The sequence below is a fragment of the Mesorhizobium sp. P2_C7 genome (assembly GCF_056404515.1).
In genome coordinates this window covers 57,582-73,086 of record NZ_JBFUDW010000003.1, presented here as the reverse complement: position 1 = coordinate 73,086, position 15,505 = coordinate 57,582, and the positions used below count along the sequence as shown (strand labels likewise).

The window sequence follows — 15,505 nt, the reverse complement described above, 5'->3', positions numbered from 1 at the left end:
CTTCCTGTTGATGGGTTCAGGCCCGGCCATGGGAAACACGCGAACGGCGGGCCAGCGAGTCGACGATGACTGCTATGGCGAGCACGGCGCCTGTGATCATGTACCGAAGCGACGAGGACAGATCGAGCAGCGTCAAGCCGCTGGCGATCGACTGGATGACGATGATGCCGAGCAGTGCCGAATAGGCGCTGCCGCGGCCGCCGAACAGGCTGGTGCCGCCGATGACGGCTGCCGCGATGGCGTTGAGATTGACGTCGCCGGTGCCGGCCTGCTGGCTGGCCGACGCAAGCCGGGCCGCCGACAGCACGCCGCCGAAAGCGGCCAGCATCGAGCACAGCACGAAGGCGCTGGAATAGATCAGCCGCACATTGATGCCGGCGCGCCGCGCTGCCTCGCGATTGCCGCCGACCGCCGACATCGAGCGGCCCCATTTCGTCCGCGTCAGCGCGTAATGCATGGCAATGACCAGGCCGACGAACAGGCCGAACATCCACGGGATGCCGCGCGCCTGGTTGAGGTAGAAGACGATGAGTTCGAGCACGATCGTGATCGCCACCGCCCGCGTGACGATACCGCCGGTCGAGGGTGCCGACAGGTTGGCGGCGCGGCGACGCGCAACGTTGCGCAGGCCGGTGATCAGCATGACGATGCCGGGCACCGCCGCCAGCCCGAACGACACGAATTTCGGCATCACCAGAAGCTGGCCGAAATCAACCAGGTTCGAGCCGTAAGGCAGGTTGATCGAGCCGGTGGAGCCAAGGATGTAGAGCTGCAGGCCGAGCACCGCGAGCAGTCCTGCCAGCGTCGAGACGAAGCTCGGCATGCCGAGCCGGTTGAACAGCAGCGCGTAAAGCGCGCCTATGAAGCCGCCGACGGCGACCGCGGCCAGGATGGCGAGCGCCACCGGCCAGCCCTGGTTGACCCAAAGCGTGCCGACCAGCGCCGAGGCAAAGCCGCTGATCGAGCCGACCGACAGGTCGATCTCGCCGACCATCAAAACGCAGACGATGCCGAGCGCGATGACTCCGACGGTGGAGGAATCGAACAGCAGATTGACCAGGTTGCTGCTCGACAGGAAGATCGGATTGATGCTGGCGAACACCGTCCAGATGATGACCAGCCCGACGATGACCGGCAGCGAGCCGAGATCGCCCGAGCGCACGCGGTCGACGAAGGCGCGGATACTGCCGCTCAAACCGGCCTCATGCTTGACGCGCACGTCGGCGCGGTCGAGCTGCGGCGGAGCTGCCTGTTCGACTTGACGGCTCATGGGCGTGGCTCCTGGGTTTGATCCTGCCGCGCTTGCCGGCGTTCGGCGCGCCGCGACACCGAATTGTTCGAGGCGCCGGTGATGGCGCTGACCAGCTCCTGGTTCGAGGCGTCGGGGGTGAAGATGCCGTTGTTGCGGCCAAGCCGCAGCACGACGATGCGGTCGGCGACAGCGCGCACGTCTTCCATGTTGTGGCTGATGATGACGACGCCGAGGCCGCGGTCGCGAACCCGCTCGATCAGGTTGAGCACTTCCGCCGTCTGCGCGACGCCAAGCGCCGCCGTCGGCTCGTCGAGCAGGATCAGCTTGGGTTCGAGCAGCAGCGAGCGGGCGATCGCCACCGTCTGGCGCTGGCCGCCCGACAGCGACGCGACCACTTCGCGCACACTGGGTATACGCGCCGAAAGCTCGTTGAGCAGCGTCCAGGCGCGCACCTCCATCGCCACCTCGTCCAGCCGCAGCGGGTTGAGCTCGCGGCCGAGGAAGATGTTGGCGACGATGTCGAGGTTCTCGCACAGCGCCAGGTCTTGGAACACGGTGGCGATGCCGAGCGTCAGCGCCGCACTCGGGTCGGCCAGCGTCACCTGCTTGCCGCGATAGCTGATGGTGCCCGAGCTCGGCTGATGCACGCCGGCGAGGATCTTGACCAGCGTCGATTTGCCGGCGCCGTTGTCGCCAACCAGCGCCACCACCTCGCCGGCGTGGACATCGAGATCGATGTCGGTGAGTGCCGAAACGGCACCGAAATTCTTCGAAATGCCGCGCAGGCTGAGCACCAGCTCGCCTGTCGGAACCGGTTCGTCCGGGGTATCGATCATGCCTGGAATACCTTTCAAGAAAGGACCGGTTCAAAAAACGGGTGGGCGCTGCCTGGCCGCCGCCGGAGCCAGCCCCACCCCGATGCATTCGGGGTGGGGCTCCAGCTCCTATTGTTCGGCCAGGCAGCGGAACGGGGCAAGGGTCGCGGTCAGTTCCCGATGCCCAGCTTCTTGCAGCCTTCCGCGTAGCGATCGACGCAGAGTTCGGCCGCGGTGTTGATCTTCTTGTCGATGATCTCGGCCTTCAGGTTTTCCTGCGTCACCACCGCCGGCGTGAACAGCTGCGAGGGCGTGTCGTACAGCGTCATCTCGGCCTTCGGCGTCTCGCCCGAAAGCAGCTTGATGGCGACGTTGGCAGCAGCTGCCGCCACGATCTCGCTCGGCTTGGAGATGGTGTTGTACTGGTCGCCGGCGATGATCAGCTGCAAGGCGGCGATCGTCGCGTCGTTGCCGGTCACCGGGGGTACCGGATCGACGCCGGCTGCCTTGAAGGCCGCGATGGCGCCACCACCGGTGCCGTCATTGGCAGCGACGACGCCGAGGATCTTGGGCCCGAAGCGGGTGATCTGGCCGCCGGCCCATTGCTGCGCCTTCGGCGGCGCCCATTCCGGCGTGTCGTATTCGGCCAGGATCTGGTAGCCGCTGTTGTCGAGACCTTCATGGATGCCCTTCTTGATCAGCCCTGCCGCCGCGTCGGTCGGCGAGCCGTTGATCTGCAAAACGCCACCCGTGGCCGGATCGACCTTGAGCGCCTTCAGATGCGCGACCAGCGAGTCGGCGATCGCCTTGCCGATGCCTTCATTGTTGAACGAGACATAGAAGTCGGCCGGTGCGGTCGGGATCGGCCGGTCATAGGCGATGACCTTGATGCCCTGGCTCTGCGCCAGCTTGACCAGGGAGGCGGCGGCGGTCGAGTCCACGGGATCGAGCACGATCGCCTTGGCCCCCTGCGAGATCACCGAGTTGAACTGCTGCTGCTGGCGCGAGGCGTCGGCATCGGCGTTCTGGTAGAGCACCTTGCAGCTCGGGCACAGCTTCTTCATCTCGGCGGCGAAGCCGGGATAGTCGTGCTGTTCATAACGGGTCGAGGCCTGGTCGGGCATCAGGAAGGCGACGGTGGCGTCGGTGACCTCGGCGGCCCTTGCGATCGCGGCAGTGCCGGCCAACAGCGACAGCGCAATTGCTGCCATGCCGGCGGACTTCAATGAAGATGAAAATCGGGTCATTCGGTCTTCTCCGTTTCTGGATATGGTTGTAAGAAGGTCGTTGACTGCTTTGTTGTGAAGACACGCCTCCGCCCTCGCCCCAACTGCAATTGGGAACCAGGGCCCGGCACCGGCCTCTTGGCCGCGCCAGCATCCTCCGCTGACGAAGGATTTCTAGGACAAGCGCTCTCCATCGCGGACCGCGTTATGCGGGCCACGTTGTCAGGCGAAAAAATGTGGTTCCTCCCTTGGTTCCTCCCTGGCTCCTCCGTTAAGCGGCTTTTCCCGCGTTGATATTGTCGGCCAGCAGACGCCTGAAACGTGAGGGCGGCATGCCCTTCTCCGCCAGGAACTGCCGGTTGAAATTGGACAGATTGTTGAAGCCGACCTCGTAGCAGATGTCGGTGATCGAGGCCTGCTCGTCGCTCATCAGGATCTGGCAGGCGAGGTTGATGCGTAGCCGCTTGACGTATTGCACCAGCGACATGCCGGTGTGGCGGCGAAACGAGCGTGAGAAGGCGCCGGTCGACTGGCCGGCAATGGCCGCCAGATCCGTCTCGTCAAACAGCTGCGTCAGGTTCTCACGGATGTAAGCCAAAGCCTTGTTCATGCCGGCGGTCATATAGCCCGAGGGATCCGGCCGGTAACTGGCGCTGGCGAGCAGCTGGAATTCCTGAGCCCGGCTGAGCAGGCCGGATATCAACATGAACAGCTCGATGCGGCGCACGCCTTGCGCCTGCATCATCTCTTCCATCAGCGGCGCCAGCTCCTTGCTGGTGCGGCTGGAAAATAGCACGCCGCGCCGCGACGCCTCGAGCAGTGGCCCGAGCCCCGCCAGTTCCGGCAGCACATGCATGGCGTCGCCAATGAAGCTTTCCGAGAACTGGATGATGCGGCCGCGCAGCGGAATGGAGCTGTCCCTCGGGATATCGCTGACCCAATTGTGCGGCAGGTTGGGTCCGGTCAGCACCAGATTGCCCGGCTCGAACTCGCCGATGAAGTCGCCGACGAAATAGCGGCCGTTGGTGAAGATCACCTGATGCAGTTCATATTCGGGATGGAAATGCCAACGCACCGTGTGGAAGGGGTAGCCATGCGACCACGCCTTGAAGGACTCACCGCGTCGTATCTGGACAACTTCCAGGTCCGGTTCCATGTCCGTCTCCTCCGGGCCAGCGCGGATCGTTGCCGCGTTCGGCCCACATTCCCTAAACCGGCCGAATTGGTTTCGGCTCTGCATTTCGAGACACGCTACCGGCTCATGACAGCAGGCGCCACCACGATTCAGGGCAACGGATGATACTTTTTTGACCGGGATAGGGACATGGAAAGGCAATATTCGGACAGGATGGGATCAGCACTGCTGACGGCAACGCGCATGGTTCACGAGGGCAACTGCCCCTGTTCAACCTGCCCTCCCAGCCATCCGTCTCGGATCAAGCCAAGCAAGCTGGGTCAAAGCCGCCTCATGCGCGACCGCCGTAAACGGAAACCTGCTCAGTCCGTCGCCGACATGACGACGAAGTCCTGGCCGGAGCGGCTATCGGGATGCAGCGGCGCGTCGGTGAGCACCATCACCATGCCCGGATGCATCCTCGCCTGCATGGCGTCGAGGAAGCTCTTTTGCGTGCTGAGCCGCTTGAGCATGTCTTGCTCATTGTTGAAGAACGAGCCGGAACTGGCGCTGCGGCTGATGTCGACCCATTGCCAGTCATTGGCGGCTCCCGCCACCTGCAAGGTCAGCACATGGCTGCCAAGCCCGCCGGAGCCGGTGATGGTCAATGGCGCCTGCGCGACGACCACGCCGTTCTCGATCAGCATGATCTGCTTGTCGCCCGACGAGGCGATGATCGAGGTGACCGGGAAATCCTCCGGCTCGACCCAATCGGCGGCGCGCTTGTGGCCGTCCTTGGAAGCGACAACGTTCTGGAACTGCCCGGCCGCGTAGCCGCCCAGCACCATACCGGGATTGGTCAGTTCGGCCGGGTCGCCGCGCGCGCCCGAAATGATGACCGGCGTGCCGATATGGGTGATGCCGAACAGATTGCTGGAAAAGGCGAGCGGCAGCCGCACGCAGCCATGCGAGGCCGGATAGCCCGGCAGATTGCCGGCATGCAGCGCGATGCCCGACCATGTCAGCCGGTTCATGTTCGGCATCGGCGCATCATTGTAGGTGCTCGACTTGTGGTCCTTGTCCTTTTGGAGAATGACGAAGATGCCGGTCGGCGTCTCATGCCCGGGCTTGCCGGACGAACAGGTCGAGACGGCTATGCGCACGCCGTTGCGATAAACATGCACGCGTTGCTGCGGCAAGGAGACGATGATGGCGACCGGCCCCTTCTTCTGGCGTTCCGGATGCCAGGTGAACTCGCCGGGCTTGAGATCCTTGATGTCCTCAAGCGTCTCGGCGGCGAAGCTTCGCGCCGCCGGCAACAACGCCAGCACGCCGGCGCCAAGCACCAAATGCCGTCTGTCGAGCCCCATGCCGCCCCCCTCGTCATGACCAGCCGTCAGTCTAGAGGCTTTCCGGCCCGGATAGAAGCGGTCATGTTTGGGCGGATCGGGTCGCGCCTCGCTCTCACCCGAACCGGGCAGCTGTCCACGCTCCACCAGCCGCATTCGACTCCACCGCCGACGCGACGAATTTCACGCCGCGCGCGCCATCGACGACATCGGGCACCTGCCCCGCGCGCGCCTGATCGACCGCCGCGCCCGAACGATGGGCGCGGATGATGTCGGCGGCGTCACGGTAGAAATTGGCGAAGGCCTCGATGTAACCTTCAGGATGCGCCGCCGGCATGCGCGACACCCGCCGGCTCTCTTGCGTCGAGCCATGGCCGCCGCGCACGAGCGTACGGCTTTCCTCGCCGTAGAGGGAGAAGCGCAGCTCCTCCGGGCGCGCGCCCGACCATTCCAGCCCGGCTCTGTCGCCATAGATGCGCACGGACAAATCATTGTAGTGGCCGGGCGATGTCTGGCTGGCCAGGATCGTGCCGCGCGCCCCGCCCGTCCAACGCACCAGCACATGCGCATTGTCGTCGAGCCGGCGCCCCGGCACGACGGTGAACAGGTCGGCCGAAACCGCCTCGGCCTCACAGCCCGAGATGTAGCTTGCCAGATTGAAGGCATGCACGCCGATATCGGCCAGCACCGCCGACTGCCCAGCGCGCGCCGGGTCGGTGCGCCACTCCGCCTGCTTCTGGCCTTCGGCGTCGATCGGTCTGGTCAGCCAGTCCTGGATGTAGGCGCCGTGCACCGACACGATGCGCCCGAGTTCGCCCGCCGCCACCATCTCGCGGGCCTGGCGGACCATGGCGTAGCCGGTGTTGTTGAGAGTGACGACGAAGCGGCGTTTCTTCGCCCGCGCCAGCGCCACCAGCGCTTCGGCGTCGGCCAGCGTCGTCGACAGTGGCTTGTCGCAGATCACGTCGATGCCGGCTTCGAGGAAGGCTGTCGCGATTGGTGCATGCAGATGGTTTGGCGTGACGATGACGACGGCCTCGATGCCGTCCGGTCGCGCGGCTTCGGCCTGCGCCATCACGCGAAAATCGGCATAGCTGCGCTCCGGCGCGATGCCGATCTCGGCGGCCGATGCGGCGGCGTTCTCCGGGTCGGATGACAGCGCGCCGGCGACCAGCACGATCTGGTCGTCGAGCCGCATGGCCAGCCGGTGCACGGCGCCGATGAAGGCATTGCGGCCGCCGCCGACCATGCCGACCCGCAAGCGCTGCCGTGTCGAGCCGTCCGATGTTGCATAGACCATGATTCTTCAAACTCCTCCGGACAGGCGATTTCTGAGGGGTGCAAGCCGATGACGCCGCCAACGCTTTCGAACCCGATTTCCAATTTCCATATTGTAAAACGATCGTGCCGCGCTAGCCTGAAATCATGAGTGGGGCAGGCAAAACATCGGGACGGTCCGTTGCCGACGAAGCGGCGACCCGCAAACGCGGACGCTCGCTGGCGGCGCTCGGCTACATCCAGCCACAGACCTATGAGGAGTTGCGCGCGGTGCTGTCGTCCGGCACCGTGCATTTCCCCAAGCGGCTGCGTCAGGTCGCCATCTTCCTGTGGCAACATCCGAGCGACGTCGCGCTCGGCACCATCGCGCAGGTAGCGGCACAGGCCGGCGTGCAGCCCTCGACGCTGGTGCGCTTCGCCCAGATCTTTGGCTATGCCGGCTTTTCCGATTTCCAGGGCCTGTTCAAGGACCATATCAAAGGGTCGTGGCCGGACGGACGCGGCGAGCAGCGGAGCGAACCCAACGCCGACCTGCATTTCCTGCACGGCATGGTCGGCGCCTCACAGGCCTCGCTTGGCCGCGTCGAGAGCGATTTCGACATCGAGAGTTTCGAGAAGATGGTGACGCTGCTGGCGGCCGCCGACCTGATCTATGTCATCGGCTCCAAGCGCGCCTTCCCCGTCACCACCTATCTGTCGCTGACGCTCTGGCAGCAGGGCGTGCGCAACGTGCTGGTCGACAATGTCGGCTCCACCGCGCTCGACCAGGTCGGCTGCATCGGCAGGCAGGACGCCGTGCTGGCGGTGTCCTTCAGCCCCTACAATTCGATCACACCCGACCTCGTCGCCGTGGCGCATGAGCGCAACGCCGGCATCGTCACCATCACCGACAGCACCTTCAGCCCGCTCATCCGGCTGTCGGACACCTGGCTGGAGGTGGTCGAATCCGACTTTGCCGGCTTCCGCTCGCTGGCGGCGTCGCTGGCCGTCGGCGTGGCGCTGGTCCACGCAGTCGTCGCGCGCCGCGGCCAATGAGGCGCTGCTGGCACAATTGACTGCCGGGAATTGACGTTCCATATTTCGAAAAATAGAAACTTTGTTCCGGGAGGAGGAATGGAGCTTCAGCTCAAAGGCAAGGTGGTGCTGGTCACCGGCGCGACGCAAGGCATTGGCCGAGCAATTGCCGAAACGCTTGCGCGTTCGGGCGCCGGTGGTCTGCTGGTCACCGGTCGCGAGAAAGCGCGCGGCGATGCCGTCGCAGCCGAGCTTTCGCGGCTCGGAACGCCCACGGTTTTCGTCGCCGCCGACCTCTCCGACCCCGAAGCCCCTGCCCTGCTGGCGCAAGCCTGCATCGATCGCTTCGACCGCATCGATGGCCTTGTCAACGCCGCCGGCCTGACCGACCGCGCGTCCTTCCTCGATGCCGACCTCGATGACTGGGCAGCGCTCTTCGCCGTCAATGCGCGCGCACCATTCTTCCTCATGCAGGCGGCGATTGCCGATATGAAGAAGCGCGGCCAGGGCGGCGCCATCGTCAACATCCTGTCGATCAATGCCCATTGCGGCTCGCCGGAGCTCGCCGTCTACTCCGCGACCAAGGGCGCGCTGGCGACGCTGACCAAGAATGCCGCCAACGCCCATCGCTTCGACCGCATCCGCGTCAACGGCATCAATGTCGGCTGGACCGACACACCGGCCGAACGCACCATGCAGGCCGAGACGCTCGGCAACGGTCCGGGCTGGCTCGACGCCGCCAAAGCCTCGCAGCCTTTCGGCCGCCTGTTCTCGACAAGCGATGTGGCGAACCTCGCCGTCTTCCTGCTTTCCGACGCGGCCGGACCGATGACCGGCACGCTGGTCGACCAGGAACAGTGGGTGATCGGGGCGAACCGGTGAGCGTCGCCCCCTCCCCCGAGACACTTGGGCCGGCGCTGCTCGCCCGGTTGCCAACCACCGTCCAGAAACCGGCCTATGACCGTGCGGCGCTCGCGCCGGGCATGGCGCACCTCGGCGTCGGCGCCTTCCACCGCTGCCACCAGGCCGAATACACCGACGATCTGCTGGCCAGCCATTTCGACCGCTGGGGCGTCGTCGGCATCAACATCCGGCCACCCCGCCTCGCCGACACACTCGGCCGTCAAGGCGGTCTCTACACGCGGTTGATCCGCGAGAACGGCAACGTCGAGGCGCGCGTCATCGGCAGCATCATAGAGGTCGTCGACAGCCAGGCGAGTGCCGCACCCGCGCTCGATGTGCTGTCCTCCTCCGACATCGAACTGGTGACGACGACGGTGACCGAGAAAGGCTATTGCCACATCCCGTCCAGCGGCGAACTCGATCTCGACCATCCCGACATCGTCCACGACCTCGCCAACCCCGGGATGCCACGCAGTGTGCCCGGCCTGTTGGCGCGGGCGCTGGAATTGCGCCGGGCGACACATGGCCAGCCGCTGACGCTGCTCTCCTGCGACAACATCCCGGCCAATGGCACTATCCTGGCCAATGTCGTGCAGGCTTTTGCCGAACGGCGCGGCAATGGCCTTGCCGACTGGATCTCGGCCAACGCCGCCTTCCCGTCGGCCATGGTCGACCGCATCGCGCCGGCGGTCACGCAAGCCGATCACGACGGCGTCGAGCAGCGTTTCGGCTACCGCGATGCCGCGGTCGTCGTCGGCGAGCCGTTCCGGCAGTGGGTGATCGAGCAGAAATTCGCCGGCCGCGTGCCGCGCTGGGATCGGGTCGGCGCCAGCTTCGTCGACGACGTCACGCCGTTCGAACATCTCAAGATGAGGGTGCTCAACGGCGCCCAGACGACGCTTGCCACGCTCGGCGTGCTGGCCGGCCTCGAACACACATTCGATGCCATCGCCGACCCGCTGCTTTTGGCCTTCGTGCAACGCATGCTTGTCGAAGAGACGCTGCCGACGCTGCTGCCGGTGCCGGGCATGGACCCGCTGGCCTATGTCGCGCAGAGCCTCGCTCGGCTGCGCAATATCGCGATCCGCCACCGCAACCACCAGATTGCCACCGACGGTTCGCAAAAGATCGTCCAGCGCCTGCTCAACCCGATCCGCGACCGCCTGAGCCAGGGCCAAAGCATCGCGCTGCTGGCGCTCCCGGTCGCCGGCTGGATGGCCTATCTGATCCAGGCCTCGGCACGGTTCGGCAAACGCTGGCCGGTGTCGGACCCCTATGCCGGCAAGGTCGCCGACATATCGGACGCAACCGGCCGCGATCCACAGGCACTGGTGGCCGGCATCCTTGCCATCGAGACGATTTTCGAGCCCGGCCTTGCCGCGAACGATGTGTTCCGCAGGTCCGTCACATCAACGCTCGGCGAGCTGCTGTCGGACGATCCGATGGCCGCCGTCAGGCACAGTCTGGAACAGGGCGAGGCGGTACGGTTGAAGCGGCCCGCACAATCGGCATAGTGGAAGTCGGTCATGAAGCGAGAGCAATTCCAGGAAAAGTGTGAAACGGCTTTCCGCCCGGAATTGCGTCAAAAACAAAGGCATAGAACGATTCCTCGTTCCGTGAAAACGATGAACTGTTCAGGGGAGGCATGATGAAACTTGGACTGCTCACCGCACCCTTCGCGGAGACGCCGCTTGGCGAGGTCGCCGGCTGGGCAAGCTCCGCCGGCTTCGAGGCGCTGGAAATCGCCTGTTGGCCGAAATCGTCGGGCGCCAGCCGCCGCTATGCCGGCACCAGCCACATCGACGCCGCCTCGACTTCCGCCGCGCAGGCCAGGGACATCGTCGCCTCGCTGGCGGAGAAGAACCTCTCGGTCTCCGGCCTCGGCTACTATCCCAACCCGCTGCACCCCGACGCCGCCCACCGCGAGGCTGTCATCGGCCATCTGAAGAGGGTGATCGTGCTGGCCGCCAATATGGGCGTAACTGTCGTCAACACTTTCTGCGGTGGCGATGCCGCCAAGACCGTCGACGTCAACTGGCAGGAGGCGCTCAAGGTCTGGCCCGAAATCGTCGCCCATGCGCGCGGCCATGGCGTCAAGCTCGCCTTCGAGAACTGCCCGATGATCTTCAGCTATGACGAGTGGCCGGGCGGGCACAACATCGCCTATTCGCCGCAGGTCTGGCGCCGCATCCTGGAAGCCTGGGGCGGCGATATCGGCATGAATTTCGACCCCTCGCATCTGGTCTGGCAGATGATCGACCAGGCCCGCTTCATCCGGGAATTCGGCCCCTACATGCTGCATGCCCACGCCAAGGACCTGATGATTGATCATGATGGACTCTACGAGCGCGGAATCCTCTCGGCTGGCATAGGCTGGCAGGTGCCGCGCATGCCGGGGCTCGGCGATGTCGACTGGAGCGGCTTCCTCTCCGGCCTCTACCGGGCCGGCTATGACGGACCCATCATCATCGAACACGAGGACAGGCGATTTGAAGGCAGCGACGATCAGGTGAAGCGCGGCTTCCTGCTTGCCCGCGATGTGCTGCGTCCGTTCGTAAAATGACGGCGCAAATGCATGTCGCCCAAAGCGCGGAGGAGCGATTTTGGGACAACGACATGCATGGAAACAAGAACTTAAGGCGCGCAGCCTGAATCACTTTCTAAGCGGCACGCTTCAACGACTTGGAACTGAACTGAAAAACAATGTGGAGGAAATCTGAAATGAAGAAATATCTGACCATGGTCCCGCTACTTGCCGGCGCGGCCTTCCTGGCCTCAGTGGGCGCCTCGTCCGCCGCAGGCAAATACACCATAGGCATCTCCAACACCGTGCAGGGCAATGGCTGGCGCGAGGAGATGGTCTGCGCCATGAAGGCACAGGCACTGGCCTCCAGCGAGGTCGCCAAGCTCAACATCGCCCACCGCAACACCGATGCGGCCGGCCAGCTCGAAGACATCCGCAACCTGATCAGCGCCAAGGTCGACGCCATCGTCGTCAACCCGGCCGATCCGGCCGGCATCAAGGCGGGCCTCGAGGAAGCCACCAAGGCCGGCATCGTCGTCGTTGCCGTCGACCAGGCGGTCACCGAACCGTCTGCCTACATCATCTCCAACAACCAGGAGCAGTACGCCTATCTCGGCGCCAAATGGCTGTTCGGCCAGATGGGCGGCAAGGGCGAGGTGTTCTACATGCGCGGTGCCGCCGGCGCGTCCGCCGACAGCGACCGCGACAAGGGCTTCAAGAAGGCGCTGGCCGAATTCCCAGACGTGAAGGTCGCGCAGGAAGTCTTCACCGGCTGGCAGCAGGACCAGGCCAAGCAGCAGATCCTTTCCTTCCTCTCGACGGGAACGCCAATCAACGGCATCTGGACCTCCGGCATCGACAACGTCATCGTCGACGCGCTGGTCGAGTCGCAGGCGCCGCTGGTGCCGATCGTCGGCGCCGACAATGCTGGCTTCGTCGGCCAGTTGAGCTCGGTCAAGGGTCTCGTCGGCGCCGCGGTCACCAACCCCGGTTCGATCGGCGGCGCTGGCGTGACGCTGGCGCTGCAGATCCTCGACGGCAAGAAGCCGGCACAGCAGACCGTGCTGGTCGAGCCGCAACTATGGGAGAACGCCACCGACGAAGGCAAGGCCAAGCTGAAGGCCGCCGCCGACCCGTCGCTGAGCCCCGAATGGCCGGTCTCGATCTCGATCCCCGACTGGACCACCTACACCAAGGACCAGATCGTCGCCTGCAAGGGCCCGGGCGAGTAAGTCTGGGCTTTCGCTAACGGCCGTCGGTCGGCGCCGCCCCTCACCTGCCTGCCGGCATCCTCTCCCCGTATAGAGACGGGGAGAGGGACGTCGTCGCCGGCGTTGCGGACAGCTTCTCTCTCCCCGTTTAGGGGGAGAGATGTCCGGCAGGACAGTGAGGGGCGGCGCTGACATTCGCAGTGATCCGAGCACACAACCCGAGAACCACACGATTTGACCAGCAACCCGCTCCTCGACGCCACCGGCGTCGCCAAGAATTACGGCGCCGTTGCCGCGCTGCGCAACGCATCGCTGTCGGTGCTGCCGGGCGAGGTGCACGCGCTGATGGGCGCCAACGGCGCCGGCAAGTCGACGCTGGTGAAGATCCTGACCGGCGCTATTCCAGCCAATGCCGGGCGTATCCTCATCCGTGGCGAGGCCCGCGACATACGCTCGCCCGCCGCCGCGCGTCGCGCCGGCCTTTTGCCCGTCTACCAGGAGCCGTCGCTGATCCCGGATCTCGACGTGCTGTCCAATCTCAGGCTGACCGGCACGCCGGTCGAGCCGTTCCGTGCATGGGTGCGCGAACTCGGCATTCCCGACCTCGATATCCGCGATACCGCCCGCGACATTCCGCTGGCCGTGCTGCGCGTGCTCGATCTGGCGCGTGCGCTGGCCGTCGAGCCCGACGTGCTGCTGCTAGACGAGATGACGGCGGCGCTGCCCGCTAACCTTGCCGAGAAGGTGCTGGAAGTCGTGCGCCGCCAGGGTGACAGCGGCCGCGCGGTAATCTTCATCTCCCACCGCTTCGTCGAGATCTCGGCGCTGTGCGACCGCGCCACCGTGCTGCGCGACGGCGAGACCGTCGGCGTCGTCGACATCGTGCCTGGCGTCGAGGAAAAGATCGTCGAGCTGATGCTCGGCACACGCATCGTCAAGACCCATGTCGCCGCCCGCAGCCCTGCCCAAAAGGCTGCGCCCGCCCCTGCCCGCCCGCGGCTGGTGGTGCGCAATCTGCGCGTCGGAACCAAGCTCAACGACGTCTCTTTCGATCTCGCCGATGGCGAGGTCGCCGGCGTCGTCGCGCTTGAGGGCCAGGGCCAGGACGAGCTGTTCGCCGCTCTTGCTGGCTCGATCCGGCCATCGGGCGGCGCAATAGAGGTCGACGGCCAGCCGGCGAAATTCTCCCACCCGATCGACGCCATCCGCGCCGGCCTCGCCTATGTGCCAGGCGACCGCGCCGAGGCGCTGGCCATGCAGCGCTCGGTGCGCGAGAACATCGCGCTGCCCTTCAGTGCCGCCTTGCGCAACTGGGGGCCGATTGCCATGCGACAGGAGCGCGCCAAGGTGGTCAGCGCCATCGAGCGGCTGCAGATCGATACCCGCGCGCAAGGGGAAGTGCAGCGCCTGTCCGGCGGCAACCAGCAGAAGGTGACCATCGCCCGCTGGATCGCCGCCGACACACGGACCCTGCTGTGCTTCGACCCGACGCGCGGCATCGATGTCGGCACCAAGCAGGAGATCTACAAACTGCTGCGCGAGGTCGCCGGCCACGGCAAGTCGGTGCTGTTCTACACCTCCGAACTGGAGGAGGTGCAGCGTGTCTGCGACCGCGTCATCGTGATCTTCGGCGGCCGCGTCGTTGACATCTTCGCAGTCGAGGAGGCCGACGAGCCGGCGCTGATGCGCGCCGCCTACGGCCTGCCGCGCGGCGCCAAGGCCGACATCGGCATTTTGGCAGATCCCCACGCTTCTTCGCCTGAGAGCGCGAGTTCCTCGGAACCGAACACGCCGGGGCCGACGCCATGAGCCATTTCCTGCGCCGCCAGGGCTGGGTCGCCGGCCTGTTCGTCCTCTTCATCGTCCTGTTCATCATCACAAAACTGATCCAGCCGGCCTATGGCAGCGGCGATTTCGGCTCGCTGGTGCGCGCCGTGCTGCCTTATGCCTTTGCGGTCGCCGCCCAGACCGTCGTCGTCATCGCCGGCGGCATCGACCTGTCGGTCGCCGCCATGATGGCGCTGACCAGCGTCACCGCCGCCTCGATGATGTCAGGCGCCAGCGAAGAATACGCGCTGTTCGTGGTGCCCTTCGTGCTCGCCATGGGGTTCGTGCTCGGCGCCATCAACGGAATGCTGATCGTCGTCACCCGGGTGCCCGACATCGTCGTCACACTGGCCACTTTGTTCGTGCTGCAAGGCGCTGCCCTTTTGGTGCTCGATGCGCCGGGCGGTGCGGCGGCCGAATGGCTGAAGGCGCTGATCTCGGGCACGGTGCCGATACCCGGCCTGCCCGACGGCATCGATGCCTGGCTGCCCAAGGCTTTGCTGCTGCTCATCGTCTGCCTCTGCATCATCTGGATACCGCTCAGGCGCTCCCGCCTCGGCCTCTCCATCTACGCCATCGGCTCGAGCGAACTGGCGGCGTTCCGCAGCGGCGTACCAGTCGCGCGCACCCGCATCATCGCCTATGCGCTGTCGGGCCTGTTCGCCGCTTTTGGCGGGCTGGCTCTGACCATGAGCACCGGCATCGGTGCGCCCATTCCCGGCCCCTATCTGCTCGCCAGCGTCGCCGCGGTGGTGCTCGGCGGCGTCGCACTCGGCGGCGGCAGAGGCGGCCTGCTCGGCCCCATCGTCGCCGTCTTCGTGCTACGGCTGGTGCGCACCGATTTGACGCTGCTTGCCATCGACCCCAACGTCACCGCCATCATCGAAGGCGCGATCATGGTCGCCGTGGTGATGTTCGGGGCCTTCATCACCATGCGGAGCCAGCAATGATGAGTGGGCATGAAATGGGGCGCCGCGGAGCACTATCCTCTC

Annotated in this window: 13 protein-coding genes; 7 read left to right on the top strand and 6 right to left on the bottom strand. The window is 65.4% G+C overall.

The window, feature by feature from the left end; all coding sequences use genetic code 11:
- Positions 1 to 16 precede the first annotated feature (16 nt).
- From AC1D2G_RS08020 to AC1D2G_RS07995, 6 genes are all read right to left on the bottom strand, one after another.
- Positions 17 to 1,270 carry a sugar ABC transporter permease gene (locus AC1D2G_RS08020; RefSeq protein WP_477413167.1) on the bottom strand — a complete coding sequence of 418 codons (1,254 nt, stop codon included), beginning with the start codon at positions 1,268 to 1,270 and terminating at the stop codon, positions 17 to 19.
- The gene (locus tag AC1D2G_RS08015) at positions 1,267 to 2,088 is read right to left on the bottom strand and encodes an ATP-binding cassette domain-containing protein (RefSeq protein WP_477413165.1); all 822 of its coding nucleotides are present in this window, start codon (positions 2,086 to 2,088) and stop codon (positions 1,267 to 1,269) included. Before AC1D2G_RS08015 ends, AC1D2G_RS08020 begins: the two co-directional genes overlap by 4 nt.
- A 149-nt stretch (positions 2,089 to 2,237) precedes the next feature.
- The gene (locus tag AC1D2G_RS08010) at positions 2,238 to 3,314 is read right to left on the bottom strand and encodes an ABC transporter substrate-binding protein (protein WP_477413163.1); all 1,077 of its coding nucleotides are present in this window, start codon (positions 3,312 to 3,314) and stop codon (positions 2,238 to 2,240) included.
- 250 nt (positions 3,315 to 3,564) lie between these two features.
- Entirely contained in the window at positions 3,565 to 4,449 is an 885-nt protein-coding gene (locus AC1D2G_RS08005; RefSeq protein ID WP_095091306.1) for an AraC family transcriptional regulator, read from the bottom strand.
- A gap of 341 nt (positions 4,450 to 4,790) precedes the next feature.
- On the bottom strand, positions 4,791 to 5,777 hold the full coding sequence (locus AC1D2G_RS08000; protein WP_477413161.1) for a L,D-transpeptidase: 987 nt from the start codon (positions 5,775 to 5,777) through the stop codon (positions 4,791 to 4,793).
- Positions 5,778 to 5,871: 94 nt separating this feature from the next.
- Entirely contained in the window at positions 5,872 to 7,056 is a 1,185-nt protein-coding gene (locus AC1D2G_RS07995) for a Gfo/Idh/MocA family protein (RefSeq protein WP_477413159.1), read from the bottom strand.
- 125 nt (positions 7,057 to 7,181) lie between these two features.
- Between AC1D2G_RS07995 and AC1D2G_RS07990 the strand changes: the two genes are divergently transcribed.
- From AC1D2G_RS07990 to AC1D2G_RS07960, 7 genes are all read left to right on the top strand, one after another.
- Positions 7,182 to 8,069: a MurR/RpiR family transcriptional regulator gene (locus AC1D2G_RS07990; protein WP_477413157.1), complete on the top strand. Its 888-nt coding sequence runs from the start codon at positions 7,182 to 7,184 to the stop codon at positions 8,067 to 8,069.
- Positions 8,070 to 8,147: 78 nt separating this feature from the next.
- Positions 8,148 to 8,930 carry an SDR family oxidoreductase gene (locus AC1D2G_RS07985; protein WP_095091302.1) on the top strand — a complete coding sequence of 261 codons (783 nt, stop codon included), beginning with the start codon at positions 8,148 to 8,150 and terminating at the stop codon, positions 8,928 to 8,930.
- Entirely contained in the window at positions 8,927 to 10,465 is a 1,539-nt protein-coding gene (locus tag AC1D2G_RS07980; protein ID WP_477413155.1) for a mannitol dehydrogenase family protein, read from the top strand. Before AC1D2G_RS07985 ends, AC1D2G_RS07980 begins: the two co-directional genes overlap by 4 nt.
- Before the next feature lie 134 nt (positions 10,466 to 10,599).
- Positions 10,600 to 11,514, top strand: a complete 915-nt coding sequence (locus AC1D2G_RS07975; protein WP_477413153.1) for a sugar phosphate isomerase/epimerase family protein — start codon at positions 10,600 to 10,602, stop codon at positions 11,512 to 11,514.
- Positions 11,515 to 11,672: 158 nt separating this feature from the next.
- Positions 11,673 to 12,707 carry an ABC transporter substrate-binding protein gene (locus AC1D2G_RS07970; RefSeq protein ID WP_477413151.1) on the top strand — a complete coding sequence of 345 codons (1,035 nt, stop codon included), beginning with the start codon at positions 11,673 to 11,675 and terminating at the stop codon, positions 12,705 to 12,707.
- Positions 12,708 to 12,920: 213 nt separating this feature from the next.
- Positions 12,921 to 14,495: a sugar ABC transporter ATP-binding protein gene (locus AC1D2G_RS07965; protein WP_477413149.1), complete on the top strand. Its 1,575-nt coding sequence runs from the start codon at positions 12,921 to 12,923 to the stop codon at positions 14,493 to 14,495.
- Positions 14,492 to 15,463, top strand: a complete 972-nt coding sequence (locus tag AC1D2G_RS07960) for an ABC transporter permease (RefSeq protein ID WP_477413147.1) — start codon at positions 14,492 to 14,494, stop codon at positions 15,461 to 15,463. Before AC1D2G_RS07965 ends, AC1D2G_RS07960 begins: the two co-directional genes overlap by 4 nt.
- Positions 15,464 to 15,505: the final 42 nt, after the last annotated feature.